This is a genomic window from Bradyrhizobium sp. AZCC 2262 (assembly GCF_036924535.1).
GTDB lineage: Bacteria > Pseudomonadota > Alphaproteobacteria > Rhizobiales > Xanthobacteraceae > Bradyrhizobium.
This window is the reverse complement of record NZ_JAZHRT010000001.1, coordinates 7299714-7326143: the sequence shown is the minus strand read 5'-3', so window position 1 is coordinate 7326143 and position 26430 is coordinate 7299714. Positions and strand designations below refer to the sequence as shown.

Here is a 26430-nt window from a genome sequence, read left to right as displayed (position 1 = left end):
AAAATGCTTGGGATGCCTCGCGCGAAGTACGGGGCTCGGTCGTCCGGACCATCGGAAAGACAATTCATTTTCTTTTTAGTGCTTCAATTTTAAAGGGCAGCTACCTCGAGAGTACCGGGAACGGAAGTTTAATGCTCGTCTACTTTGTGACAGACGAACCGACGAAGTTACCGGGCGATTCGTGCCATGCTCGAACCGCAACACGCCGTGGTACCCTGGGTACTGGACGGCGACGGCACCGGGATCAGGTCGCATGGCGTGCTGATGGTCGACATTGACCTGCGGCAGATGGCGCGCGTCGATCAGGTCAAGTTCGTCATGCAAGAGCTTGCCGACATTCCCGAGAAGCTGTTCGTCGTTCACAATCTCTCCCGTTCGATGGTTGCGCAGGCCCATGCGCTCGGCGCAACCGCCGTCATTTCACGCCCCAAGGAAGCGGTTCTCAAGGTCGCGCAGATCGAAGAGGCGGAAGCGGCCGAGGAGGATAAAGCGGCCGATCCGGCAGTTGAGCTGGACGAAGGTGTGGCCGCCTTCGCCTCGATGTTTTCGAATGTGCGCCGTGGCAAGCCACTGAACCTTGTCGATGCGAAGCGCGCGACGTCGAGGATCGTCACCCGCGTCGGGCAGGACGGGCTTTCGACCTGGCTCGACGAGGTGCGCCGCTATCATGAGGGCACCTTTCAGCACTGCCTGCTTGTGACCGGTGTTGCGGTCGCCTTCGGGCTGGATGTCGGATTCTCCGGCGGGGATGTCTCGCGGCTCGGAATGGCGGCGACGCTCCACGACATCGGCAAGGCGCGCATCCCGCTGTCGATCCTGGACAAGCCGGGACGCCTCGACCCGGACGAGGAGGAGATCATCCGGCGCCATCCCGCGATCGGATATGATCTGCTGAAGGGCGTACCGGGCATCAGCCCGGAAATTCTGGATGGCGTGAGGCATCATCACGAATATCTTGATGGCTCCGGCTATCCGGATGGACTGGCGGGCTCGCAGATTTCCGATCTGGTCAGATTGCTGACGATCGCGGACATCTTCGCAGCACTTGTCGAGGCCCGGCCATACCGGCCGCCAATGGCCCGGCAGGACGCCTACCAGATCCTCTGCGGCATGGAGGGCAAACTGGAGGGGGCGCTGGTCAGGGCGTTCCGGAAAGTGGCGCTGGCGGGGTGATGAACCTGTGGGCTAACCGGCCGCACTGCCCGCAACAAGATGCATATCCCGAAGCCGGCGAGTGGGAATTTTGAATGCTCATAACCAAGCTCGCCGGCAAGTTTCGCATTTGCCGGCGAGTTGCTGAGGTGCGAGCAGATCCGTGATTTCACTGCCGGATCAGCCTGACCACGTCCTGCCTCAGCAGGTAGAGCGACACGGCGAGCAGAACGACATCCTTCATGAGAAAGGGAACGTTGCCGGTCATCGCGGGGAATCCTCCCGCAGCGACGTCCCATCCCTCCGGCATGAATGGAATGATGGTGACGGTCGCGATGAAGGTGCCAGTCGAGCCGAGGGCGCCGAGGATGCCGAGTCGCTTGTCCCAGAAGCCGGCGAGCAACAGGGTCCCGAACGTCCACTCCGAGGCGCCCAGAAAATAGCTGGCGCCGGCGTGGCCGAATACCGGGTAGAGCCACCAGATCAGCGGCCCGTTGCTGATGAACGGGACCAGTCTTTCGAACTCGTATGGAAACCACTTTTGGTAACCGAAGAAGAAAAACATGATCACCATGGAGGCCCGGACGACGTGGTAGTCGAGATCTTCCGCGAGCAGGCCGGACCTGTAGAGCGTGCGGACGAGAGGGTTTTGAGCGGTGTTGGCAAGCGTGGTCATGGTCGTGGTCCTTTCATTCAAGATGATCTGACTGGGCGCGGTCGCTTCACGCGACGGCGGGGAAGTCGATCTCGGTGTCGTTGATGCGGTTGAACACGTTGGTGAAGACGGTGGTCGCGAAGGCCAGGCTGATGTCCACGAGCTGAGCGTCGCTGTAGCCCGCAGCCTTGATGGCGGCGAAATCCTGATCGCTTACGGTGCCGCTGGATTGCGCAAGCTTGCGGACGAAGCCGACCAATGCATCGCGCTTGGCGTCATCCGTTGGCTGGCTATCGCGGATTTGCTTCAGCACCTCCGGCTTCACACCGGCGAGCCTGGCAAGATGGTTGTGGGCGGCGACGCAGTAGTCGCAGCCGCCTGCCGCGCTGATGACGAGCTTGATGATCTCCTGGTCGCGCTTCGTCAGCGTACCTGCAGCGAGCACCGCGTCGGCGGCGAGGACCGACTTGAGGGCGGCGGGACCGTGGGCGGCGATGACCGCGAAGGTATTCGGCACACTGCCGATCGCCTTCTTGATCTGGCCATGAATCTGGCCCGACGGGCCGGTGTCGGTTTCGAGGTTCGGAACTGAAAGACGGGACATGGTGTCACTCCTGCGTTTGGGTTGGTGAACGATTGCGGAGTGACAATAGGACCTCGATTTGAGACACTGAATGTCATATAATCTCGATTATATGCTCCATCGTCTCAAGATCGTCGCTTTCAGGAATCGCCATGGATTGGCTCAGCCGGCTGTTCGAAATGATGCCCGTACGCGGGCGGCTCGATCTGCGCTGCTCTTACGGCGCGCCATGGCGCATCGATCAGGGGCCTGGAGGAGCGAACGAAATCCCGTATCACGCTGTGCTGGCCGGCTCGGCGACGCTGGACGATCCGGCGGGAGGGCGACCGCTGCGGCTGAAGGCGGGCGACATCCTGCTGCTTCCCGGCAATCCTCGTCACGTCATGCACGACGGCAGTGGCACCGCGCCCCTGCCAGCCCGCAACCGCGCGGCTCTCAACTTCACGATCAGCGAAAATCCCGGTTCGGACGAACGACTTGATCTCTTGTGTGGACACTTCGCCATTGCACCTCCGCATGACCGGCTGCTACGCAGCTATTTGCCGGCGCGTCTGGTCGTGAATGTCGGCGTTCACGCCGGACAGAACGAGGCTGGCGGGCAGCTTGCAGGTCTGGTCTCCCTGATGCGTGGTGAGTCCGCAGGCGATCTCCTGGGTGGCCGTGCGATGCTCAACGCGCTGTCGACCGCGATGTTCGCGCTAGTGCTGCGGCTCGCCAGCGAGATGGATGAAGCACCGCAAGGTTTCCTCGCGTTGGCCGCGCAACCGCGTCTGGCGCCGGCGGTGGTCGCTCTATTCAACGAGCCAGCGCGGGCATGGTCGTTGCCGGAGCTCGCGCGACTGTGCAACATGTCTCGGGCCACGCTCGCCCGCCAATTCCAGGAGAAGCTCGGAAGATCAGCCAGCGATCTCCTGACCGACATTCGGATGACGCTGGCAGCGAACGAACTGAAGAGATCGTCCCTTTCCACCGGCGGCGTAGCGGAGGCGGTCGGGTACCAATCCGAAGCGGCCTTCCAGCGCGCCTTCAAGAGCCACATGGGCGTCACGCCGGCTCAATGGCGCAAAACTCAGAGACGTGAAGTCCTCGTAAGCCCTGCAGTCCGCGTTGGCGCCAAGCCGGGGAAAAAATCCTGAGTGCCGCTTACCCGCACAAGAACCGCGTTCAAATTGCGAACAAGCGGCTTTCTTGTTCGAATGGATGGTGCTGCCAGACAGGATTGAACTGTCGACCTCTCCATTACCAAGGAGATGAATTGAGCCTGTGTCGGCTTTTGAGATCGGCCATGCCGCCGTGGCTTTCCAGCAACGCACCACGTTCTTGCTCGCGGAGTGGTTGTGGTGTTAGGAATCCGATCAATGCACGCTAAATCAATGAAACGATTACATACTGCGCTTTTGCTGGCAGCATCCGTGCTGCCGCTTCTTGTTCTATTCAGGCTCGCCGTGACGGCGCTCTACGCCTCGCCCGAGACCGACGATTTCTGTTTTTCCTATCACTACGCCGTCGATGGACTCTTCGGGACGGTCGCCCTCTTCTACAAGACAGCGATCGGCCGCATCCTTCCGATGGTCATCATGACGCTGCCGGCGATGCTCTCGCGCGCAATCCCGCTCGATATGTTCATCGTCTATCCCTTAATGATGTTCTGGTCCCTGCTCGCCTTCATTGCAGTATCCGCATGCGTCTGCAACAGATTGTGGCCGGCGATTCCGGGGTCGCTGCTTTTATTTCTCAGCGCCACCTTCGCAGCGACGATTGGCGTCAACGCTGTTAGCTTCCGTGAGATGTTTCTGTGGCTTCCTGGCATTGCCTGCTATCTCGTGCCGGCCGCCATGGTGCTGGTCGTCCTTACCGAACTCACCGTAAACGCGATGGCTGGCGCTCAGCTTTCCACCCGGCAGATCGCCGTTCTCGGTGCACTTTGCTTCCTTGCGGCAACCTGCAACGAATTCACGCCCGTATGGATCATGGCAGTGATCGGCATTTCGTTCGCCGCCCGCGGCTTCACGGAGTTTCGTCGCCACGCGATTCTCGGGGCATGCACCTTGGCGGGCTTCCTCGTCCTCCTCGCCGCGCCCGGCAACCTAGTCCGGATATCGCTGTATCCGGCCGGGGGGCGGATTTGGCCCTCGATCGACGGTGCTATCAACTATTTCGCCTTTGACTTGATGATACTGATCGGGCAACCGACCATCATCGCATGGCTCGGGATCGTTGCCACCGTATCCATCTTCGTGATGTCGCCGAAGCCGGTCCGGCTGCTTCCCGCCGCCGTGGTGGTGATCGGAATCCCAGCCCTATTCTTGCTGTGCAGCTTCATCACCTTTTTCATTGCCTATTATGCCACCGGCGAATTGCTCGCGCTGCGGGCGCGGAACGAGATCGAGGTTTTTATCATCGCAAGCTTGACGATTTCCGTCGCGGGCATTGCGCGATTTGCCGGGCAGTTCCTGCCGAGCCGACCGCTTCAGATGCAGACGGCTGGGATCATCCTTTCTGCGCTGCTCTGCGTACATCTGCTTGGCAGTCCCACCATGGCCATCCTCAAAACGGAGCGGCCCACGTTCAACACCTTCTGGCTCGAAAGCGTACATCGCCACGCTTCGATCGCCCTCTCCGGGGAAAATGATATCGTTGTTCCGAACCGCACCGTTCGCCCCTCGCTCCTCATGCAGGAGGATCTTACGGACAATCCGGGGAGACTGCCGAACGATTGCGTCGCCGCTTTCTACGGCAGGAAATCCGTCATTATGCAGCCTGCGCCCTAGGGGTTGAAGATTTTGTCGGAGACCTGTGGCGAGGTCATGTTGATGCCGGCAGGCTGCCCATCCAGTGTCAGGCCTCTTCGATGCTTGGCTGACACTAGGCCAGCCGCCGACCTCGCGAGACAAAAGCAGTGGACGTGTGACTGGAAAAACACTGCCCCGTTATTCGGCGCGCTGTGTGGGAAGCCAGTATGGGACGCAAACGCTAAACCGCTGAAAAGGCCTAAAAAGCTGGTGCTGCCAGACAGGATTGAACTGTCGACCTCTCCATTACCAATGGAGTGCTCTACCACTGAGCTACGGCAGCATGCCCGGTATCAGGGAATCGGCCTTAAAGGCCCCTACAGGCGGCCGGTTCTTGCCACAAGGGCCCCTCTGGTGCAAGCGCGCGGACGGGGCGGGAAGGGGGCAAAATCGCTAAAAATCGGCGCGGGCTGCTTCGACGGGGGCAACTCCCGCCAATCCGGTTCCCATATCCTCTTCCTGACCTCGAAATGCGTGGGATTGGAGTTCAGGCGAGCGACGCGACCCGCCCGGCGCTACTGCTCCCATGGGCAGTGCACAGATGTCACCGTTTGGTTATTCTTCGCTATCACGGTTATTGGGTCCGGCATGAAGGGCGATCAAGACAGGGACGCGAAAAAGTCCGGCGCGGATGTGAAGGATTCACGGCGCGACCGGCTGAAGCTGGCGTTGCGCGAAAATCTCAAGCGGCGGAAGTCGCAGGCCCGCGGCCGCGGCGATGCGAGCGCATCTTCCGAAAGTGCCGACGCCTCCCTAGATGACGCCAGCGGAGAAAAGCCGGACGCGTAGCATCGCGACAAAATTCGCTCACGTCGTTCTGGCACGCTCTCTGCCTTGTTCTGTTTCTGTTATGGGGCGACGACAATGAGTGCAGATATCACGACCGCTCCGGCCACCGGCGTCAATGCTTACGCGTTTCCGCGTCACGAGCAGACCTTCCCGGTCCTGACGCCTCAGGAAATCGAGCGCATGCGCCGGTTCGGGGTGCCGCGAAGCTACAGGGATGGCGAAGCCCTGTTTGAAACCGGCACAGTCGGTCCCGGCATGTTCGTGGTGTTGTCCGGCACAGTCGCCGTCAGCCAGCGCGACGGCCTTGGTCATGTCACGCCCATCATCGATCAGGGAGCGGGGCAGTTTCTGGCCGAGATCGGCCAGCTCTCGGGCCGCCTCGCCCTCGTCGACGGCCATGCTGAAGGCGACGTCGAGACGCTCCTGATCCCGCCCGATCAGTTGCGCGCGCTTCTGGTTGCGGAGGCCGAACTCGGCGAGCGGATCATGCGCGCGTTGATCCTGCGCCGCGTCAGCCTGATCCAGGGCGGCGCCGGCGGGCCGGTGCTGATCGGCTCGGCGTCGCTCGGCGACACGGCGCGGCTGCAGAATTTTCTGGCGCGCAACGGCCAGCCGCACCATGTGCTCGATCCCGCAACCGACAAGGATGCGGCCGATCTCGTCGCGCGCTATGCCACCTCGCGCGCAGATCTGCCGCTTGTCGTCTGCCTCGATGGCCGGGTGCTGCGCAATCCGTCCGAGCCGGAGATCGCGTATGCGATCGGCATGATCGGCGAGCACAACCATGAAAAGCTTTACGACGTCGCCGTGGTCGGCAGCGGGCCGGCGGGCCTCGCTACTGCGGTCTATGCAGCTTCCGAAGGATTGTCGGTCGCCGTGTTCGATGCGCGCGCGTTCGGCGGCCAGGCCGGCGCCAGCGCCAGGATCGAAAACTATTTGGGCTTTCCGACCGGCATTTCGGGCCAGGCGCTGGCCGGACGCGCGTTCAACCAGGCGCAAAAGTTCGGCGCCAACATGCTGATTCCGGTTTCGATCCGATCGCTCGATTGCAGCCGCACCGATGGCGCATTCGGGCTGGCGACCGATTGCGGAAAGAATATGCGCGCCAAATCTGTCGTGGTCGCGAGCGGGGCGCGCTACCGCCGGCCCGAGATCGCAAATCTGGAGAAGTTCGAGGGACGCGGCGTCTGGTACTGGGCCTCGCCGATCGAGGGAAAGTTGTGCCTCGGTCAGGATGTTGTGCTGGTCGGCGGCGGCAATTCTGCAGGGCAGGCCGCGGTGTTCCTGTCCGGCCATGCACGCAAGGTCTACATGGTCATCCGCGGCGGTGGGCTCGGCGCCAGCATGTCGCGCTACCTGATCGAACGCATCGAGGCGACTGACAACATCGAATTGATGTTCAACACCGAACTGGTCGGCCTCGAAAGCGATGACGACGCCTCGCTGGCGCGCGTGCGCTGGCGCAGCCGCCTGGGCCCGGAAGAGCACTCGCTCGATATCCGCAACGTATTCCTGTTCGTCGGAGCTGATCCCGCAACCGGCTGGCTCGACGGTTGCGGCGTGATGGTCGATCGCGGCGGCTTCGTGGTAACGGGCGCGCAATGCAAACAGAAGGATGGGCAACAGGCATCGCCGCTGGAAACGTCGGTGCCCGGCGTGTTCGCGGTCGGCGACGTGCGCTCGGGCTCGGTCAAGCGGGTCGGCGGCGCGATCGGCGAGGGGGCGCAGGTGGTGGCTGCACTGCACGGCTATCTCGCCGATGCCATGAAACCGTCGCTCTAGGGAGGGGATGTCAGGATGTCCAAAGGCTGCAGCCATATCGCCGGCATTCAAACGGTGACCCCGAGCGCGCTCGGTTGCGAGGAGTGCCTGAAAAGCGGAAGCGAGTGGCTGCATTTGCGGATCTGCCGCACCTGCGGCCATGTCGGCTGCTGCGACGATTCGCCGAACAAGCACGCGACCGCGCATTTCCATGCGACCAGCCATCCCGTGATCGAAGGCTACGATCCGCCGGAAGGCTGGGGCTGGTGCTATGTCGACAAGGTGCTGTTCGATCTGTCGGAGCGAAAAACTCCACACAACGGGCCGATACCGCGCTACTACTGATTCCTCTTTCAACGAAGAATGAGGAATCTCACGTGCAATGCCTACCGAGAACGCTACGCGCCATCGCGTCGAGCATGTGGATGGCATTATCGGTCGCATTGCTTCCTTCAAACGGTTCGTTCGCACAGTCGCCTCAGGGCAAATCTGCGCCTCAGAGCAAATTTGCCGAAGTCAACGGCGTCAAGCTGCACTATCTGGTTGCCGGCAAGGGCGATCCCGTCGTCCTGCTGCATGGCTTTGCCGAAACCAGCCATATGTGGCGGCCGCTGATCGCAAAACTGTCCGACAAGCACACGGTGATCGCGCCTGATCTTCGCGGCTTCGGCCAGTCGTCGGCGCCGGAAGGCGGATACACCAAGAAAGCGATGGCGCAAGACATCCACGCATTGGTGAAAAGCCTCAAGTACGATCGCATCCGGCTGGTCGGTCATGATATCGGACTGATGGTCGCCTACGCCTATGCGGCGCAATACGCTGATGAAGTCGACCGGATCGTGCTGATGGAAGCGTTCCTGCCCGGCGTCGGCGAATGGAATAACGTCTTTCTGCTGCGCGATCTCTGGCACTTCCACTTCTTCGGCAAGACGCCGCTGGCGCTGGTCACCGGCCGCGAGCGGATTTATCTCGAACATTTCTGGAACGATTTTGCCGCCAATGCCGCGAAATCCGTCTCCGAAGCCGATCGTGAATTCTATGCGAGGGAGTATGCCAGGCCCGGCCACATGAAGGCCGGCATGGAGGTTTTCCGCGCATTTCCGCAGGACGCCGTCGAATTTGCGGACCTTGCGAAGACCAAATTATCGATGCCGATGCTGGTACTGTCAGGCGAGAAGGCCGGTGGTCCGTTCCTGATCGAGCAAGGAAAAATGGTCGCGACCAATGTCGAGGGTGTGCTGGTGCAAGGCCGGGGACATTGGCTGATGGAAGAGGCCCCCGATCAGGTGATTCCCAAACTGGTCGAATTTCTCAATCGCTAAAACTTTGCCCGGTGTTTAGGCAAAAGTCTTGCGCGATATGACGGAGCCCGATGCGCGTCCTGCAAGCCGGCTGCACGGTTTGGTGAGTAGCAATTGCATATCGAGCGCCATAAAGTTAGACGGGTTCTAAAAAGGGGTGCGCATCATGATCTTGGGTATGAGTCTGGACACATTTGTTCTCGTGCATGTCATCATCAGCCTCATCGGGATCGTCGCGGGCCTGGTCGTGATGTTCGGGATGCTCGGCTCGAATCGGATGCCGGGCCTGACTGCGATCTTCCTCTTGTTCACGATACTGACCAGCGCCACCGGCTTTCTGATTCCGCCGCTGCTGTCCGAGAAGCTGTTGCCGTCGCACATGATCGGCATCCTCTCGCTGATACTGCTGGCGATCGCCTGCATCGCGCTCTATGTCATGAAGCTGTCGGGCTCCTGGCGCTGGATCTATGTGCTGACGGCGCTGATCTCGCTCTATTTCAACGTCTTCGTACTGGTGATCCAGAGCTTCCTCAAGATACCGGCCTTGACCGCGCTTGCGCCGGGCAACCCGCCGACCGGGCCGGTGTTCGCGGTGGTGCAAGGCATCGTGCTGGTGTTCTTCGTTGTCATGATCATCGGCGTGTGGCGGCGATTCCGGCCGGCGTGATCGAATTCGGCGGAAGACTGCGAGGCCGGCGGACTTGCATCTGCCGGCTTGATCGACATTGACGGCGTAACAAGAGGAGAATTCCCCATGCCCACCATCACGACCAAGGACGGCATCGAGATATTCTACAAGGATTGGGGCAAGGGGCAGCCGATCGTGTTCAGCCACGGCTGGCCGCTGTCGGCCGACGACTGGGACACGCAGATGCTGTTCTTCCTGAACAACGGCTTTCGGGTCATCGCCCATGATCGCCGCGGCCATGGCCGCTCCAGCCAGGTGGCCGACGGGCACGACATGGACCATTACGCCGACGACCTCGCGGCGCTGACCGCCCATCTCGACCTGAACAACGCCGTTCATGTCGGCCATTCCACCGGCGGCGGCGAGGTGGTGCACTATATCGCCCGTCACGGCGAAAGCCGGGTGGCGAAGGCGGCGATCCTCAGCGCAGTGCCGCCGCTGATGGTGCAGACAGCGGCCAATCCCGGCGGCTTGCCCAAATCGGTGTTCGACGACCTGCAGGCGCAGCTCGCCGCCAACCGCTCGGAATTCTATCGTGCGCTGCCGTCGGGCCCGTTCTATGGCTACAACCGGCCGGGCGCCAAGCCGTCCGAGGCCATCATCCAGAACTGGTGGCGCCAGGGCATGATGGGCGGCGCCAAGGCGCATTACGACGGCATCGTCGCCTTCTCGCAGACCGATTTCACCGAAGACCTCAAGAAGATCACGGTGCCGGTGCTGGTGATGCATGGCGACGACGACCAGATCGTGCCTTATGAAGACTCCGCGCCGTTGTCGGCGAAGCTGTTGAAGAACGGCACGCTGAAAACCTACAAGGGCTTTCCGCACGGCATGCCCACCACCGAAGCGGCCACCATCAACGCCGACCTGCTTGCGTTCATCAAGGGATGAGCGGAGCTCACACTGACATGAAGGTGATCCTGTTCGGCGGCAGCGGCATGGTCGGGCAAGGCGTGCTGCGCGAATGCCTGATCGACGCGAGCGTCGAGGCGGTGCTGTCGGTCGGGCGCAGCTCGCTCGGCGTTCAGCATCCGAAGCTGCGCGAACTCCTCCACCAGGATTTCACCGACTATTCCGCGATCGAACCGCAGCTTGCCGGCTACGACGCCTGCTTCTTCTGCCTTGGCGTTTCCTCGATCGGCATGGACGCCGAGCGTTACCGGCATTTGACCTACGACATCACCATGGCGGCGGCGCAGACCTTGGCGCGACTCAATCCCGGCATGGTCTTCACCTATGTCACCGGCCGTGGCACCGACTCGACCGAACAAGGCTCGCTGATGTGGGCGCGGGTCAAGGGCAAGACCGAGAACGATCTGCTCAAGCTGCCGTTCAAGGCGGCCTACATGTTCCGGCCCGCCGGCATCCAGCCGCTGCACGGCGTGCGCTCGAAAACCGGCTGGATCAACGCGGTCTACGCCGTCACCGCGCCGCTGCTGGCCTACATGGTCCGCGCGACGCCAAACCACATGACGACCAGCGAACGGCTCGGCCGCGCCATGATCAAGGTGGCGCGCGACGGCTATCCGAGGCCGATACTGGAGAGCGAGGATATCAACGCGATTTAGGTCTCCGTCATTCCGGGGCAGTCCGCAGGACTGAACCCGGAAGTTCGAGATTACCAGCTCGAGATTCCGGGTTCGCTCACTTCGTGAGCGCCCCGGAATGACGGTGGTTGGCTTTAGGTTCTACCCCATCAAATCGCCGCAAATGTCGCCGCTTCTGCCGTGGAGGCGCAGGCTCTACAAGCGCATCGCAAGGGGGGATGGCATGGACCGCATTCGTATCGTTGGCGGCAGCAAGCTCAATGGCACCATTGCCATTTCGGGCGCGAAGAATGCCGCGCTTCCCCTGATGATCGCAGCGCTGTTGACCGAGGAAACCCTTGTCCTCGACAACGTGCCGCGGCTCGCCGACGTCGCGCAGTTGCAGCGCATCCTCGGCAACCATGGCGTCGACATCATGTCCGCGGGCAAGCGGCCCGGCGACCGCGCCTATCAGGGCCAGACGCTGCATATCTCGGCAGCCAACATCATCGACACGACAGCGCCTTACGACCTGGTGTCGCGGATGCGCGCCAGCTTCTGGGTGATCGCGCCGCTCTTGGCACGGATGCACGAGGCAAAGGTCTCGCTGCCGGGCGGCTGCGCCATCGGCACGCGGCCGGTCGATCTCCTGATCATGGCACTGGAAAAACTCGGCGCCGATCTCACTATCGACGGCGGCTATGTGGTGGCCAAAGCGCCCGGCGGTTTGCGCGGTGCTGCAATCGATTTCCCCAAGGTGACGGTGAGCGGCACCCATGTCGCGCTGATGGCGGCAACGCTTGCGAAAGGCACGACCATCATCACCAACGCGGCCTGCGAACCTGAAATCGCAGATGTCGCCGATTGCCTGAACAAGATGGGCGCACGCATTGTGGGCGCCGGCACGCCGCGGATCGTGGTCGAGGGCGTCGAGAAGTTGCACGGCGCGCGGCATACCGTGTTGCCGGACCGGATCGAGGCCGGCACCTATGCGATGGCGGTCGCCATGACCGGCGGCGACGTGCAGCTTTCCGGCGCGCGGCCTGAGCTGCTGCAGTCGGCGCTCGACGTGCTGACCGAGGCCGGGGCCGTCATCACGGTCAACAATGACGGCATCCGGGTGGCGAGGAACGGCGCCGGGATCCGGCCGGTGACGGTATCGACCGCGCCGTTCCCGGGGTTCCCGACCGACCTGCAGGCGCAATTGATGGCGCTGATGGCCTGCGCTGGCGGTTCCTCGCAGATCACCGAGACGATCTTCGAGAACCGTTTCATGCATGTGCAGGAACTGGCGCGGTTCGGCGCGCGTATATCACTCGATGGTGAGACTGCGACCATCGACGGCACCGCCCGGCTGCGTGGCGCGCCGGTGATGGCGACGGACCTGCGCGCCTCGGTGTCGCTGGTCATCGCAGGGCTTGCCGCCGAGGGCGAAACCATGGTCAACCGGATCTATCACCTGGATCGCGGCTTCGAACGGCTGGAGGAGAAACTCTCGGCCTGCGGCGCGTCGATCCAGCGCATCAGCGACTAGAGGACCATCATCAAGGACCATTTGATGCCGGCTGACCCGCTCAAATTGATTGCGCTCGATGCCGACGATCTCGCCGTCATATCGGCCCATGTGCAGGACGCCCGCGTCCAGGCGTCGGATATCGTCTGGCGGCAGGACGAAAAGCGGCTGGTGGTCGGCATCGACCGGCTGGATTGGGAGCAGACGCTGTCGGGTGGAACCGAGCCGCGGCGTTCGATCGCGGCGCTGCGCTTCGACCGCGTTTTGGCCTGCAAGTCGCGCAACATCGATCTGGCACAACCCCGGGCGGTGCTGGAACTGGTCGGGATCGAATTCCATCCCGGCGAGGCCCCCGGCGGAAGCGCGCTTCTCCTGTTCAGCCATGGCGAGGCGCTGCGGCTGGACGTCGAATGCCTGGAATGCGAGCTGACCGACCTTGGGTCCGACGACCTCGGCACCAGCGACCTCGCCATCGCGCCGCTGGGGCCGGAGGGGTAGGGGTACGTCATTCCGGGGCGATGCGTAGCATCGAACCCGGAATCTCGAGATTCCGGGTTCGGGCTTCGCCCGCCCCGGAATGACGGTTTCAAAGGGTTGACGGCCCTTGGCCGCCGCGCCATTGAGCAGGGGCCTTCGCTGTCTCTCAGAAAGCCGCCATGCCCGTTCGCCTGGATACCAGCAGCGCCGATTTCGACCCACGCTTCAGGCAATTCCTCGCCGCCAAACGCGAGGTTTCGGCCGATGTCGAGCGCGCCACCCGCGCCATTGTCGATGATGTGGCCGCGCGCGGCGACGCCGCCCTGATCGAGGCGACCAGGAAATTCGACCGGCTCGAGATCGCGGCCTCCGGCCTGCGCGTGACCGCGGCCGAGATCGATGCCGCGGTCGGGGCTTGCGACACCGCAACCCTCGATGCCCTGAAATTCGCCCGTGACCGGATCGAGGCGTTTCACATCAGGCAATTGCCGAAGGACGAGCGCTTCACGGATGCGCTCGGCGTCGAACTCGGCTGGCGCTGGAGCGCGGTCGATGCGGTCGGCCTCTACGTGCCCGGCGGCACCGCGGCCTATCCGTCCTCGGTGCTGATGAACGCGGTGCCGGCCAGGGTCGCCGGCGTGCCGCGGGTCGTCATGGTGGTGCCGTCGCCCGACGGCAAGCTCAATCCGCTGGTGCTGGCCGCGGCCCACCTTGGCGGCGTGTCCGAAATCTATCGCGTCGGCGGCGCGCAGGCGGTGGCCGCGCTCGCCTATGGCACGGCGACGATCGCGCCGGTGGCAAAAATCGTCGGGCCGGGCAATGCCTATGTCGCCGCCGCCAAGCGGCAGGTGTTCGGCAAGGTCGGTATCGACATGATCGCCGGTCCCTCCGAAGTGCTCGTCATCGCCGACGACACCGGCAATGCCGGCTGGATCGCCGCCGATTTGTTGGCGCAGGCCGAGCATGATGCGAGCGCGCAGTCGATCCTGATCACCGACAGCGCCAGGCTTGCCGCTGAGGTCGAAAGCGCGGTGGAATCGCAACTGGCGACGCTGCCCCGCGCCGACATCGCCCGCGCCTCGTGGAACGATTTCGGCGCCATCATCCTGGTCAAACAGCTCGACGAGGCGGTGGAGCTTGCCAACGCGATCGCCGCCGAGCATCTGGAAATCATGACCGCGGATGCGGAAGGCTTGTCAGCAAAAGTCCGCAACGCCGGCGCGATCTTTCTCGGGCCCCATACGCCGGAGGCGATCGGCGATTACGTCGGCGGCTCCAACCACGTGCTGCCGACGGCGCGTTCGGCGCGGTTTTCGTCGGGGCTCGGCGTGCTAGACTTCATGAAGCGCACCTCGATTCTCAAATGCGGGCCGGACCAGTTGCGCGCGCTGGGGCCTGCCGCGATGACCCTGGGCAAGGCCGAGGGTCTGGACGCCCATTCACGTTCCGTCGGATTGCGCCTCAATTTGCCATGAACAAGCCGCCACCAGACGATGACCAGCACAACCGCATCGTCGCGGTGACGCTCGACGAGGAATCGATCGGGCGTTCCGGGCCCGATATCGAGCACGAGCGGGCGATTGCGATCTACGATCTGATCGAGCAGAATTTGTTTGCGCCGGAAGGGGCGGGCGAGGGCCCGTACACGCTGCACCTCGCGATCACAGGCAACCGCCTGATGTTCGACATCCGCCGCGAGGACGGCACGCCTGTCGTGGCGCATCTATTGTCGCTGACGCCGTTCCGGCGGATCGTGAAGGATTATTTCATGATCTGCGACAGCTACTACCAGGCGATCCGCACCGCCACGCCCGACAAGATCGAGGCGATCGACATGGGCCGCCGCGGTATCCACGACGAAGGCTCGCGCACGCTGCAGGAACGGCTGAAGGACAAGGTGCGGATCGATTTCGAAACCTCCCGCCGCCTGTTCACGCTGATCTGCGTGCTGCACTGGAAGGGGCAGGACGCATGACGCTGACCCGCAGGGCCGCGATAGCGCAAAGTGCGAGGCGGTTTGCCGAAAGGGTTTCGCCTCAAACAAGAGAAGCCTGATCGCATGGATGCGCCGCCGCGTGCGCGCACTCCGCAAGCCGTATTGTTCGCATGCGGCTTCAACAGCGTGCGTTCGCCGATGGCCGAAAGCCTGCTGCAGCAGATGTTCCCCCATGCGCTTTATGTGAAGTCGGCCGGCGTCAGGAAGGGTGAGCTTGATCCGTTCGCGGTCGCGGTGATGGCGGAGCTCGGCCAGGATATTTCGCGCCATAAGCCGATGACGTTCGAGGAGCTCGAGGATTGGGAGGGGCTCAATTTCGATCTCATCATCACGCTGTCACCCGAGGCGCATCACAAGGCGCTGAAGCTGACGCACACGCTTGCCGCCGATGTCGAATATTGGCCGACGCCTGATCCCACCGGCACGGAAGGCAGCCGCGAGCAGAAGCTGCAGGCCTATCGCGAAGTTTGTGACGGACTCATGATGCGCATCCGCCGGCGGTTTGCCAAGGCAGGCGTCGCGAACGAGTGACGCCCCGAGCCGTCGACATCCGACAGGTGCGGTACTACTCTGAGCGATGGCGGGAGCGTTGCGCGCGATTTCGTTGCGCATTTCATGTTGGAGCAGGTGATGAGCGAGATCTGGCAACTCCCGGCCACTGAGCTGGCGCAGCGCATTGCACGCCGGCAACTGAGTTCGGCGGAAGTGGTGGATGCCCATCTGGCGCGTATCGATGCGGTGAACCCGGTGCTGAATGCCGTGGTGCGCGTGCTGGCCGACGAGGCCCGCGCGGCTGCGGCCCTCGCCGACAAAAAGCTTGCCGACGGCGAGACCGTTGGCCCGCTGCATGGCGTGCCTTTCACCGTGAAAGAAAACATCGACATGGCCGGCCTGCCCACGACCTGGGGCGTGCCTGCGCTGGCCCAGGCGGTGGTGCCCGTTGATGCGCCGGTCGTCGAACGCATGCGTGCCGCCGGCGCCATCCCGATCGCCCGCACCAATCTGCCTGACATGGCGCTGCGCGTGCACACCGACAGTTCGCTGCACGGCCTGACGCGAAATCCCTGGCATCCGGGGCGTACCGCAGGCGGCTCGAGCGGCGGCGAGGCCGCGGCGCTGGCGAGCGGCATGAGCCCGATCGGCCTTGGCAACGACATCGGCGGCTCGCTGCGAAATCCCGCGAACGCCTGCGGCATCGCTTCCATCCGTCCATCCGCCGGCCGCGTGCCCGACGCGGGCTTTGTGCCGGCCGAAGACCGCTTGCTGGCGGTGCAGCTGATGAACGTGCAGGGGCCGATGGCCCGCCGCGTGGCGGATGTGCGCCTCGGCCTGCGTGTCCTGATGGGTGCGCATCCGCGCGACCCCTGGTCCATCGATGCTCCGTTCGAGGGGCCGGCGCGGGCGCGGCCGGTTCGCGTGGCCGTGCTGCCCGAGCCGCCCGGCGGCGGCACCGATCCAAAGGTGGCGGCTGTGGTGCGGCGTGCCGCACAGGCGCTGACTGACGCCGGCTATGTCGTGGAAGAAGCCTGCCCGCCGCGCTACGACGACGCGATTGGTTGCTGGCGCCGCCTGATCCTGGGTGATTTCGGCTCGGTGCTGAATTTGCTGTCTCCGATGATGGGCGCGGACGCGCTGGCCTTCCTGAACAATTTCAATGAGGGCATACCGCCTTTGGCCGACGCGGCGTCATGGTCGCAATTGATGGCCGAACGCGACGGCATCGCGCGCGCATGGTCGACCTTCTTGGCGGACCGGCCGTTGCTGCTGTCGCCGACCTGGACGCAATTGCCGTTCGAGCATGGTTTTGATTCGGCGACGCCGGCCGGCGCGGCCGCGACCGCGGAACTGATGCGCCCGGTGGTCCCGGCCAACCTGATGGGGCTGCCTTCGGCCTGCGTGCCGGCCGGGCGTGACGAGGCGACGGGGTTGCCGATCGGCGTACTGATTACCGGGCCGCGGTTGCGCGAGGATTTGTGCCTTGAAGCGGCCGAGGCCATCGAGGCCCGCCTGGGCGTCGCGACGCCGATTGACCCGGTGCGCTGAACGCCGCCGCGGCGAACGGGTAGCGGGGTGACCAACACTCGCTGTCGTCCCTGCGAACGCAGGGACCCATACGCCGCGGCCGTGCGACTTTAGGAAGTGCTAATCGCCGATTGTCATCCTCACGACAAAAGCCTGTGGTTATGGGTCCCTGCTTTCGCAGGGACGACGAAAGAATCGAAGTTCTCTCAATCACTTGTTCCCCGGTTGTGGAATGGAGTGCCTTCCGATAGGTTCCGCGCGCGCTTCCTTCGAATCCAAATCCCCGACACATCCCGCATGCTTGGCCGCCCCAAAATCGTTCTCGCTTCCGGTTCGCCGCGACGGCTCAGCCTGCTCAACCAGGCCGGCATCGAGCCCGACGCGCTGCGCCCGGCCGATGTCGATGAGACCCCGAAGCGGGGCGAACTGCCGCGCGCTTGCGCCAACCGTCTCGCCCGCGCCAAGGCCGACGCAGCGTTGAAATCCGTGCAGCTCGACGACGAGCTGCGCGGCTCCTTCATCCTCGCGGCCGATACGGTGGTCGCGGTCGGCCGCCGCATCCTGCCCAAGGCCAATCTTGTGGATGAAGCCGCGCAATGCCTGCGGCTGCTCTCGGGACGCAATCACCGCGTCTACACGGCCATTTGCCTCGTGACGCCGAAGGAGGCGTTCCGCCAGCGCCTGATCGAAACCCGCGTGCGCTTCAAGCGCTTAAGCGAGGACGACATCCAGGCCTATATCGGTTCCGGCGAATGGCGCGGCAAAGCCGGCGGCTACGCCGTGCAGGGCATCGCCGGATCGTTCGTGGTCAAGATGGTCGGCTCCTACACCAATGTCGTCGGCCTGCCGCTCTACGAATCAGTCACGCTGTTGGGCGGCGAGGGTTTTCCGATCCGCTTCGGCTGGCTCAATGCCAGCTAAGCCGCCCCAAGCCGCCGGCAGGCCCAAGGACGCCGGGGAATCGAAGGGTGGATCAAAACCCTGCCCGGAATGCGGCAAGCCCGCGAGCCCGGCCACGGCGCCGTTTTGCTCGCCGCGCTGCCGGGACGTTGACCTCAACCGCTGGCTATCCGGCAAGTACGTCATCCCCGGCAAGGAGACCGACCCCGAAGACGCCGAATAGGCGAGATTTCCCAGTAATTTGGCGAGGTGCGCGAAGCCGGGCTTGCCACGCCGAAGCCTCCGGCGAAGGCGGGTGGACACGGCCCCCTGACCTCTCTATAAACCGCCCGCTCGCACGGCCTTGCGCCCGAGTATGCCCAGGTAGCTCAGTTGGTAGAGCATGCGACTGAAAATCGCAGTGTCGGTGGTTCGATCCCGCCCCTGGGCACCAAATCTGCGATTTTGTGCGCTGGACTACGATTTTGTACGATTGCGTTTGCCGGATGGTTGGCGCGAGAAGCGCTCGTCGGATTTCTCTTTCATCACTTCAGATTTGCAATGCGCGATGGTAACTGGCCTAGAAAGGGTTTGGAGGAAATTGCACCGCCTCAGGCGGGGGTGCCTGCCACTATTCATCGCCGCGTTCGCTGGCGCGACGAACTAGACCGGCTAGCGCAAATGCTGAAGAGCAACCTCGAAAAGGTTGTTCAGCATGGCAAGCGCGCCGACCTGACCGGATAATCGACGAGAAGTTTCGAAGTCTACCCGATCGGATGATGCCCAGCTGTGCGTGGTGGCGAAGGCAACGACGCGATCGAGTCGATCGTCCGCGACATCCTTATTCCATTGCAGGGAGATTACGCGCTTTGCATCGAAATCGCGAACCGGGACTTTCTTCACGTTAGGCGCATCAAAAATCGCGGGCATCAGCGCGACGCCCATGCCGGCTCCCACCAATGCGAGAGCGCGATCGTCCTGATCCGTCCTGTAGACTATCCGCAAAAAAACCGTCGAGGCCGATCAAGTCGATCGATGTACATCACGCAGATGCCGAGCACGATGCGGGGGAAGCAACCGGCCGCTGTGGCTCTCGCAGTATCACGAGCACAGTTGGTCGTGTCAGTCCCTTACAGATACTTGGCGATCAGTCTCAATTCCTTGAGCGGAGCGCGAGCTGCCGATCCTGTCGCCTTCAATGGACGCTCGATGCATTCCGAGATGTGATCGTGGATGAGTGCCTTCTTGGCATTCTCGATTGCGCTCTCGACGGCTTGTAGTTGCTGAGCAATCTGCACGCATGGACGCCCTTGCTCCATCATTTCGATAATCGCTCGCAAGTGACCGTCCGCGCGCTTGAGACGGCGGACGATAGCTGGGTGATGGTCCTGGCCTGACATTTATGGATCTCCTATATCCTTGCACGGGATAATATAACATCACCTCAGCGCTAAATCATATCCCCCCGGGGGGATATGCCGTATCCCCATGGGGGGATCTCCGATTTCGCTTGACAGCGCACTGCGTCGAGCGTAGTGGCCAATCGTTGGTCGACGCGGAATCTGCGCGCCGGCTCTGAATACTGAAGTCAACTCTAGCGAAGGCCCATGGGCAGTAGCATCGTCGGCAGTGCCGATCCCGCACTAGGCGGGTTGGTGGTGCCAGGAAATTCGAAACGAAATCGATCCGATCGCGTGGGCGCGAGCCGCGTGGGCGTTGGTGGTCTGCTGAGCTGATCGCCGAACCTCACCGTCCTGCCGCACGATGCGGATGTGGAGGTGAGTGGTGTTCAAAAAGCTCGCGGCAGCATGTCCATTCCCGTTCCGGCGCGAGGCGCCAGCACGGGCTACAGCTTTCAACAACAGCCATTCCAATGACAACCGGCCGGGATTTCGCCGCCCGGCCGCCCGGCGCGCGCGTCCAAAGCCCGCGCTGGTCTGTCATTGGATCAAGGTAGGCGGTCGGCTCGAATGCCAGTGGACCGCTCCCAGCAACGACGCGCCGTGGAACGATGCGGAGCCGCGCCCGTCCGGACCGTTGGCGTCAGTAGGCTGGCAGGCGCAGCACGCGGCCTAACGAAGAGGACCATCATGGACGAAGGACCTAGATGGCCCGTTGCCTGCCGTTCCGGTGCGGCAACGGGAAGCCCCACGGGGCATGACATTGAAATTGCGAACGCCGGTGACCTGATCCACCCGAGACGGTGAGAGCTGCTGCTCTCCTGTTCGCCTCGGTGCCGGTCGTGCGGCACCGCAGGTGAACCAGGAGAACAACCATGACTATCGGCAGAGGAACCGGCGCGCGGCACGGCGCGGGCGCCCCCACGCTCGTTCCGGATTCGGAGCGGTCCGGCGCGTGCGCCGGGTTCAACGGAAGAGAACGGCGTTCCGGCCGATCCGTGGGCCCCAACGAAATCGATTGCCTTCATCACGCGCTCGGTAAGGTCACGGCGGAGAACCACCCGCGTACCGCGAAACTGCTCGCGTCCTCTACGCGCAAGGTCGCGCAGAAAGTCTTCGAGGAGGCGGGTGAGGTCGCGCTCGAGGCTGCAAGGCACAACGCCCGCGGCATCGTGCGGGAGAGCGCCGATCTTCTCTACAACCTCGTCGCTCTCTGGTATCGCACCGACATCCTTCCGGATGACGTCTGGGCGGAGATGCGCAGCCGCGCCCTGAAGCTGGGGATCGCGGAGAAACTTCCGAAGGATCGCGATCCCGACGCCTTTCCCGCCGCACCAAAAAGCACGGGAGGTGACGATGAGCGGAATGCGTAAAACCTATCGGCGCGACGATCGCAATTCTGCCGACGCCGTTGATGCGATCGCCCCGTCATCCGAAGCGTCGTCGGCATCATCCGAGAAAGCACCAGCCTGCTTCGCAACGTGGCAGCTCTCGGCCTCGCGCTCGTCTCCGTAGTGAAGAAGACCGAGCCTCGTCAACCGACCGCCTTGGCGCCCAACATTTTTTCATTTCCGACCACTCGACGCACGAAGCGAACGAAATAAGCAGGAGCAGGCAATGACTTCACTCGACCGTACCGATGTTGAGACCGCTGTTCTCGGGGCTCAAACGCCATCCGCCCAAACGGCGGTCTTGGACCAGGCCCATCTCGGAGACATCCACGGCGCCTTCGGAAGCATCGCGGAGGACGACTTTGCGCCGCGAACGCGTTTCTTGGCGCGACTGAAGACGCTCGCGGCGATCGTGGGGCCCGGTCTGATCGTCATGGTCGGCGACAACGACGCCGGCGCGTTCGGTACCTACACTCAAGCCGGTCAGAACTACGGCACCACGCTGCTCTGGACGCTAATGCTGTTGATCCCAGTTCTCTACGTGAACCAGGAGATGGTGGTGCGGCTCGGCGCGGTGAGCGGCGTCGGACACGCGCGGTTGATCTTCGAACGCTTCGGCAGGTTCTGGGGCGCGTTCAGTGTCATCGACCTGTTCCTGGTCAACGCTCTGACGCTGATCACCGAGTTCATCGGCGTCAGCCTGGCGTTGCGCTATCTGGGTCTGTCGCAGTTCTGGGGCGTCATCGCATCGGCCGCGATCATCATGGTTGCGGTAAGCACCGGCAACTTCCGGCGCTTCGAGCGGTTCGCGATCTTTCTCGTCTTCGGTAGCCTGCTGCTAGTGCCCGTCATCCTGATGGTGCATCCGCCGGTCGATCAGATCGCTACCGACTTCTTCGTGCCGAAGATGCCGCAGGACGCCAAGCTCAGCGAAGTGATGCTGTTGATCGTCGCGATCGTGGGCACCACGGTAGCGCCGTGGCAACTGTTCTTTCAGCAGAGCTACATCGTCGACAAGCGCATCAAGCCGCGGTTCATCCGCTATGAGCGCTGGGATCTTTGCATCGGCATTCTCCTCGTCATCGTCGGTGCGGTCGCAATGATGGGGTTCTGCGCCGAGATCTTCAGGGGGCAGCCTGAGTTCGGCAACTACACCGATGCGCTCGGCACCGCCATGGGACTCGAGAAATATGCGGGCAGGGTGCCGGCGACGCTCTTCGCACTCGCGCTCCTCGACGCCAGCATCATCGGGGCTGCCGCGGTGTCGCTCGCCACGGCCTATGCCATCGGCGACGTGTTTGCCTTCAAGCACTCCCTGCACCGTGATGTGTGGGACGCCAAGGGGTTCTACGGCGTCCTTTTCGGTTTGATCGTCCTGTCGGCGCTGCTGGTACTCACGCCGGGCACTCCGCTCGGGCTGCTCACGAACGCGGTGCAAACGCTTGCCGGCGTATTGCTGCCGAGCGCGACCGTGTTTCTCCTGTTGTTGTCGAACGACAAGGCCGTGCTTGGCCCATGGGTGAACTCGAGGAGACTCAATCTCTTCACAGGCGCCGTCGTCGCCGTGCTGGTGATGCTGTCGATCATCCTGACCTCGTCCGTCCTGTTTCCGGACATGGGATCGGAGTGGATCGTCGGAATTCTCGCCGGCGGCAGCGCACTTGCATTGGCGGTGACGGTAGGCATGAAGGCCTTCGAACCGCGGTGCGGTGGCAACGAAGCGGCCGACGCCCAGGTCGAAGTGCTCGACGCGGACCGGTGGCGGATGCCACCGCTCGAGACACTCCCGCCGGCGCGAATGAGCACCCTCAGCCGGATCTGGCTGATCGTGCTGCGCGGCTATCTCGTTGTGGCCGGAGGCCTCGTCCTCGTGCGCATCTTCCAACTGGCGACCGCGGGCGCATGACCATGACGATCCTGGGTCGATGCCGCCGCGCCGGCGCGATAGCTGCGTTCAGGTTAGCCAGCCTGGTGTTGCGCGGCGGCACGACTCTCTATCAGAGCCGCACAATACCGCGCCCCGTGCTTCGGGCGGTGCTGTCGGCCTCCCATGCGCTGGAACGGGCAGGTGTGCTGCTCGCTTTCGGGCGCCGAAGAGCGGGCAGGCAACTACCAACGAGCAAGTGTGACAACAATGATCGCATCGATTGATCAAACCGTCATCAACCTGGGCGTCGCAACCCTTCTTGGTGCAGCCATCGGATTCGAACGCCAGTGGCGGCAACGGCTGGCAGGTTTGCGCACAAACACGCTCGTTGCGATCGGCGCCGCCAGTTTTGTGGTGTTCGAGAGCCTGTTTCCCGATGACGGAGGCCCCACAAGAGTGGCGGCCCAGGTCGTCTCGGGGATCGGCTTCCTCGGTGCAGGCATCATCTTCCGCGAGGGGCTCCACGTGACTGGGCTCAACACCGCCGCCACCTTGTGGTGCTCGGCGGCGGTTGGACTTCTTGCCGGCAGCGGTCATCCGCTCCATGCGGTGGCGGCATCGGCCTTCGTCGTTCTCGTCAATCTCGGCCTGCGGCCGCTGGTCCGCTACATCAATAAGCGGCCGATCGCCCAAACCGAGACGGATCTGCAATACCGCGTCCGTGTCGTCTGCAAGAATACGGACGGGGCTCACGTACGGGCCCTGCTGCTTCACACCACAAGCAACGGCCACCTCACCTTGCGGCGACTGGATAGCACCGATCTTAACGACGGCGCACGCGTCGAGGTCATCGCCCAACTCACCGCGCCCGCGAAGAACGACGCGACGCTCGAACAGATCGTCGGCCGCCTGAGCCTCGAGCCGACCGTTTCGCCGGCCAGCTGGAGCGTCGGGCCGATACTGGAATAGCGACATCGAAAACCAATCGAACCACGAAGTGATCCCGAACATCAGGGGGTTAAAGTGAAGAAGACAACGCTTTTCATTATAAGCGCCGGAGTCGCCTGGAATTGGTCACCAGCCCTTGCGGCCGACCCGCCGCTGAAGGTGTGGGCTTCGAAGAAGGTCTACGACTGGACCGGCTTCTATGTCGGCGGCCATTTCGGCTACGGAGGCGGCAGCTTCGGCCCGGACACCAACCCGCTTCCCCTGCAGGGGGTCGCGTTTCCTCACAGTCCGATCGGGCTGATCGGCGGCTACCAGATCGGCTACAATCGCGAGCTACCGAACCACGTCGTCCTCGGTGTCGAAGCCGATTCGACGTTCCCAAGTTACCTCGACCAGTCGGCGATGGGGCGGCTGCCGCCCGCCGCCTTCAACACGACCCTCGACTATATCGGCACCGTCCGCGGCCGGATCGGATACGCCTTCGGACCATGGATGCCCTATGTCACCGGCGGCTTCGCCTGGGGTCACACCCACGCGGTCATCAACGATGGTAGCGGCGTCGGACACTATCAGCCCGGCTGGACCGCGGGCATCGGTCTCGAGTTTGCCGTGAGCGGCAACTGGAGCGCAAAACTCGAATACGAGTACGTCGATCTCTCGCGTCAACTTTACGACTTGAGCGGCTTTGGGCTGGGCAACGTCAATGTCGATTCTCGTATCAGTCTCGCCAAGATCGGACTGAACTACCATTTCGGCGATCTGACGCAGAAACCTGCGTCCAAACAGACCGCACTTCCAGATTCGGACGCGTGGAACGTCCATGCACAGATGACATTCCTGCCGCAGGGCTATCCCTCCATACGCGCGCCCTACACGGGACCCAACAGCCTGCCGGGCGGCGGACAACTGCAGGCGACCTGGACAACAACGGCCTTCCTCGGAGCGCAGCTCTGGGAAGGCGGCGAGTTCTACTTCAACCCGGAGCTCGCGCAGGGCTTTGGCATCAACGGCACGCTGGGCCTCGCCGGTTTTTCGAACGGCGAAGCGCAAAAGGCTGGCGCTCCCTTCCCGAAGATTCGCGCACAGCGCTACTACATCAAGCAGACCTGGGGTCTTGGCGGCGAGCAGGAGGAGGTTGCCGACGGGCCAAACCAGCTTTCGGGCAAGCGTGACATCGATCGCATTACTCTCATCGTCGGCCGCTTCGCCGTCGGCGACTTCTTCGACAACAATGCCTACGCTCATGATCCCCGCGCGGACTTCATGAACTGGGCAATGTGGGAGGCCGCAGCCTACGATTTTCCCGCCGACCTGCCTGGTTATACACGTGGGGCTGTGGTCGAGCTCAACCGGAAGGACTGGGCGGTGCGTGCCGGCCTGCTCGAAGTGCCGTCGCAGCCGAACAGCGACATCCTCCAGTTCAAGACCGGCGGCGTGGTGGCCGAGTTCGAGGAGCGTCACTCCATCTTCGGCCAGCCTGGCAAGCTCCGGCTCGGGGCCTTCGGAACGAAAGGTGTGACGGGCAACTATAATCAGGCGCTGGCAATCACGGCTCTAGACCCGACGCAGGACATCAATGCCGTGATGGCGAGTATTCGCCGCGTCAATCCGAAGCATGGCTTCTACGCCAACCTCGAGCAGCAGATCGTTCCGGACATCGGCCTGTTTGCACGTGCAAGCTGGAACGACGGACAGAACGAAATCCTGTCCTTCACCGACATCGATCGCAGCCTTTCCGGCGGACTTTCCATCAAGGGCAGCTTCTGGGGGCGACCGAATGACACCGTTGGCATCGGCGGTGCCATCAACGGGCTTTCCGCCGCCCATCGCAACTATCTCGCTGCCGGCGGCATGGGGCTGCTGATCGGCGACGGACAGCTCAATTATCGTCCCGAGCAGATCGTCGAGGCCTACTATGCGTGGAAGGTGAACACCTGGAGCACGCTGAGCTTCGACTACCAGTTCGTCGCCAATCCCTCATACAACGCGGATCGGGGACCGGTATCGATCTTCTCGGCACGCGCCCATGCCGAGTTCTAACGCTCCGGAGGCAGCTATGGATCGTCCGGATGCTTCGCTTCGCCGCCGCAGCGCCCGAGCGAAACTGGTGAGCGCGCTTGTGTTCTTGCTGTTCTTCGCCACCTGCGCTGTAGTCCAACTGGCCGCGCCGGATGGCCTGGCCGAGATCGGACCGAAAACAGCCTCAGATGTTCGTCATTGGCTGCTCCTTCTCGTGTTCGCTGCGCTGGGCATCATACTGCCGGCGTTGACCTGCATTCGACGCAAGCGGCTGGTTCGTAAGAAGGGCCGTTAGGCCGACTTGCACCGCTGCCCCGCCGCTTTGGCAGGCGTCGTGCGGCCGACGCCGTCTTCCGGCACGAGAGCGGGTGGCGACTCACAGGCCGTTTAGTCGATCGGCAAGCGCCCGGTGGGACCCGCGATGGTGGGGTTCGCGATGTAGGGAACCTCCGCCACCGTGCCAAGCACTCACGCCACCATACTAAGGACAAACAGCGGTTCCTCGTGTCGGTGGTTGCGTATGTTTCCCTCCCTGGGCACCAAACTACGCTTTTCCACGCTAGAGCACGATCTTGTACGATTGCGTTCGCTGGATGATCGGCGCGAGGGGCGCTCGCGGATTTCTCTCCCTGAGGCTCGCTAAGTTTCGCACGTTCAAATCCAGCCCCCGC

Annotated in this window: 27 protein-coding genes and 2 tRNA genes; 24 read left to right on the top strand and 5 right to left on the bottom strand. The window is 62.9% G+C overall.

Features of this window, described 5'->3' with window-relative positions:
* The first annotated feature begins 186 nt into the window (after positions 1-186).
* Positions 187-1173, top strand: coding sequence for an HD-GYP domain-containing protein (locus tag V1283_RS34415; protein WP_334391052.1), 987 nt, complete (start codon positions 187-189; stop codon positions 1171-1173).
* 148 nt (positions 1174-1321) lie between these two features.
* Here the strand turns inward: V1283_RS34415 and V1283_RS34410 are convergent, their stop codons facing one another.
* On the bottom strand, positions 1322-1828 hold the full coding sequence (locus V1283_RS34410; protein WP_334391050.1) for a YkgB family protein: 507 nt from the start codon (positions 1826-1828) through the stop codon (positions 1322-1324).
* Between the two features lie 46 nt (positions 1829-1874).
* Positions 1875-2411, bottom strand: a complete 537-nt coding sequence (locus V1283_RS34405) for a carboxymuconolactone decarboxylase family protein (RefSeq protein ID WP_334391049.1) — start codon at positions 2409-2411, stop codon at positions 1875-1877.
* Positions 2412-2542: 131 nt separating this feature from the next.
* Here V1283_RS34405 and V1283_RS34400 point away from each other — a divergent pair, with 131 nt between their 5' ends.
* Complete coding sequence (locus tag V1283_RS34400; protein ID WP_334391048.1) at positions 2543-3526, top strand: AraC family transcriptional regulator; 984 nt, start codon at positions 2543-2545, stop codon at positions 3524-3526.
* Between the two features lie 222 nt (positions 3527-3748).
* Positions 3749-5161 (top strand): hypothetical protein, encoded by a 1413-nt coding sequence (locus V1283_RS34395; RefSeq protein WP_334391047.1) that lies wholly within the window; start codon positions 3749-3751, stop codon positions 5159-5161.
* 229 nt (positions 5162-5390) lie between these two features.
* On the opposite strand, the gene V1283_RS34390 is transcribed toward V1283_RS34395, so the two are convergent.
* Positions 5391-5465 (bottom strand) — tRNA-Thr (locus tag V1283_RS34390).
* A 305-nt stretch (positions 5466-5770) separates the two neighbouring features.
* Here V1283_RS34390 and V1283_RS34385 point away from each other — a divergent pair.
* The 16 genes from V1283_RS34385 (at position 5771) to V1283_RS34310 (ending at position 18588) form a co-directional block, all read left to right on the top strand.
* Positions 5771-5971, top strand: coding sequence for a hypothetical protein (locus V1283_RS34385; protein ID WP_334391046.1), 201 nt, complete (start codon positions 5771-5773; stop codon positions 5969-5971).
* Between the two features lie 75 nt (positions 5972-6046).
* On the top strand, positions 6047-7753 hold the full coding sequence (locus V1283_RS34380) for an FAD-dependent oxidoreductase (protein ID WP_334391045.1): 1707 nt from the start codon (positions 6047-6049) through the stop codon (positions 7751-7753).
* A gap of 15 nt (positions 7754-7768) precedes the next feature.
* Positions 7769-8077, top strand: a complete 309-nt coding sequence (locus tag V1283_RS34375; RefSeq protein ID WP_334391044.1) for a UBP-type zinc finger domain-containing protein — start codon at positions 7769-7771, stop codon at positions 8075-8077.
* A gap of 80 nt (positions 8078-8157) precedes the next feature.
* A complete protein-coding gene (locus V1283_RS34370; protein WP_334391043.1) occupies positions 8158-9054 on the top strand; it encodes an alpha/beta fold hydrolase in 897 nt (298 codons plus the stop codon).
* 145 nt (positions 9055-9199) lie between these two features.
* A complete protein-coding gene (locus V1283_RS34365) occupies positions 9200-9700 on the top strand; it encodes a hypothetical protein (RefSeq protein ID WP_334391042.1) in 501 nt (166 codons plus the stop codon).
* An 87-nt stretch (positions 9701-9787) separates the two neighbouring features.
* Positions 9788-10612: an alpha/beta fold hydrolase gene (locus tag V1283_RS34360; RefSeq protein WP_334391041.1), complete on the top strand. Its 825-nt coding sequence runs from the start codon at positions 9788-9790 to the stop codon at positions 10610-10612.
* A 17-nt stretch (positions 10613-10629) separates the two neighbouring features.
* Positions 10630-11289, top strand: a complete 660-nt coding sequence (locus V1283_RS34355; RefSeq protein ID WP_334391040.1) for an epimerase — start codon at positions 10630-10632, stop codon at positions 11287-11289.
* A 202-nt stretch (positions 11290-11491) separates the two neighbouring features.
* Complete coding sequence (murA, locus tag V1283_RS34350; RefSeq protein WP_334391039.1) at positions 11492-12781, top strand: UDP-N-acetylglucosamine 1-carboxyvinyltransferase; 1290 nt, start codon at positions 11492-11494, stop codon at positions 12779-12781.
* A 24-nt stretch (positions 12782-12805) separates the two neighbouring features.
* The gene (locus V1283_RS34345) at positions 12806-13258 is read left to right on the top strand and encodes a DUF2948 family protein (protein ID WP_334391038.1); all 453 of its coding nucleotides are present in this window, start codon (positions 12806-12808) and stop codon (positions 13256-13258) included.
* 158 nt (positions 13259-13416) lie between these two features.
* Positions 13417-14712: a histidinol dehydrogenase gene (gene hisD / locus V1283_RS34340; protein WP_334391037.1), complete on the top strand. Its 1296-nt coding sequence runs from the start codon at positions 13417-13419 to the stop codon at positions 14710-14712.
* Positions 14709-15212: a UPF0262 family protein gene (locus tag V1283_RS34335; protein ID WP_334391036.1), complete on the top strand. Its 504-nt coding sequence runs from the start codon at positions 14709-14711 to the stop codon at positions 15210-15212. Before hisD ends, V1283_RS34335 begins: the two co-directional genes overlap by 4 nt.
* Positions 15213-15296: 84 nt before the next feature.
* On the top strand, positions 15297-15764 hold the full coding sequence (locus tag V1283_RS34330; RefSeq protein WP_334391035.1) for an arsenate-mycothiol transferase ArsC: 468 nt from the start codon (positions 15297-15299) through the stop codon (positions 15762-15764).
* Between the two features lie 99 nt (positions 15765-15863).
* Positions 15864-17276, top strand: a complete 1413-nt coding sequence (locus V1283_RS34325) for an amidase (protein WP_334391034.1) — start codon at positions 15864-15866, stop codon at positions 17274-17276.
* Between the two features lie 276 nt (positions 17277-17552).
* The gene (locus V1283_RS34320; RefSeq protein WP_108514414.1) at positions 17553-18176 is read left to right on the top strand and encodes a Maf-like protein; all 624 of its coding nucleotides are present in this window, start codon (positions 17553-17555) and stop codon (positions 18174-18176) included.
* Positions 18166-18378, top strand: coding sequence for a DNA gyrase inhibitor YacG (gene yacG, locus V1283_RS34315; RefSeq protein WP_334391033.1), 213 nt, complete (start codon positions 18166-18168; stop codon positions 18376-18378). The genes V1283_RS34320 and yacG overlap by 11 nt, the downstream gene beginning before the upstream one ends.
* Before the next feature lie 134 nt (positions 18379-18512).
* Positions 18513-18588, top strand: a tRNA-Phe gene (locus V1283_RS34310).
* A 218-nt stretch (positions 18589-18806) separates the two neighbouring features.
* Here the strand turns inward: V1283_RS34310 and V1283_RS34305 are convergent.
* A complete protein-coding gene (locus tag V1283_RS34305) occupies positions 18807-19079 on the bottom strand; it encodes a hypothetical protein (RefSeq protein WP_442895801.1) in 273 nt (90 codons plus the stop codon).
* A gap of 185 nt (positions 19080-19264) precedes the next feature.
* Positions 19265-19534 carry a metal-sensing transcriptional repressor gene (locus tag V1283_RS34300; RefSeq protein ID WP_334391031.1) on the bottom strand — a complete coding sequence of 90 codons (270 nt, stop codon included), beginning with the start codon at positions 19532-19534 and terminating at the stop codon, positions 19265-19267.
* Between the two features lie 875 nt (positions 19535-20409).
* On the opposite strand from V1283_RS34300, the gene hisE reads away from it, so the two are divergent.
* The 5 genes from hisE (at position 20410) to V1283_RS34275 (ending at position 26054) form a co-directional block, all read left to right on the top strand.
* Positions 20410-20907, top strand: coding sequence for a phosphoribosyl-ATP diphosphatase (hisE, locus tag V1283_RS34295; protein ID WP_334391030.1), 498 nt, complete (start codon positions 20410-20412; stop codon positions 20905-20907).
* A 244-nt stretch (positions 20908-21151) separates the two neighbouring features.
* Positions 21152-22831, top strand: coding sequence for an Nramp family divalent metal transporter (locus V1283_RS34290; protein ID WP_334391029.1), 1680 nt, complete (start codon positions 21152-21154; stop codon positions 22829-22831).
* A gap of 228 nt (positions 22832-23059) precedes the next feature.
* On the top strand, positions 23060-23761 hold the full coding sequence (locus V1283_RS34285) for an MgtC/SapB family protein (protein WP_334393277.1): 702 nt from the start codon (positions 23060-23062) through the stop codon (positions 23759-23761).
* Positions 23762-23815: 54 nt separating this feature from the next.
* Positions 23816-25780, top strand: coding sequence for a carbohydrate porin (locus tag V1283_RS34280; RefSeq protein ID WP_334391028.1), 1965 nt, complete (start codon positions 23816-23818; stop codon positions 25778-25780).
* Positions 25781-25796: 16 nt separating this feature from the next.
* On the top strand, positions 25797-26054 hold the full coding sequence (locus tag V1283_RS34275) for a hypothetical protein (protein WP_334391027.1): 258 nt from the start codon (positions 25797-25799) through the stop codon (positions 26052-26054).
* Positions 26055-26430 lie beyond the last annotated feature (376 nt).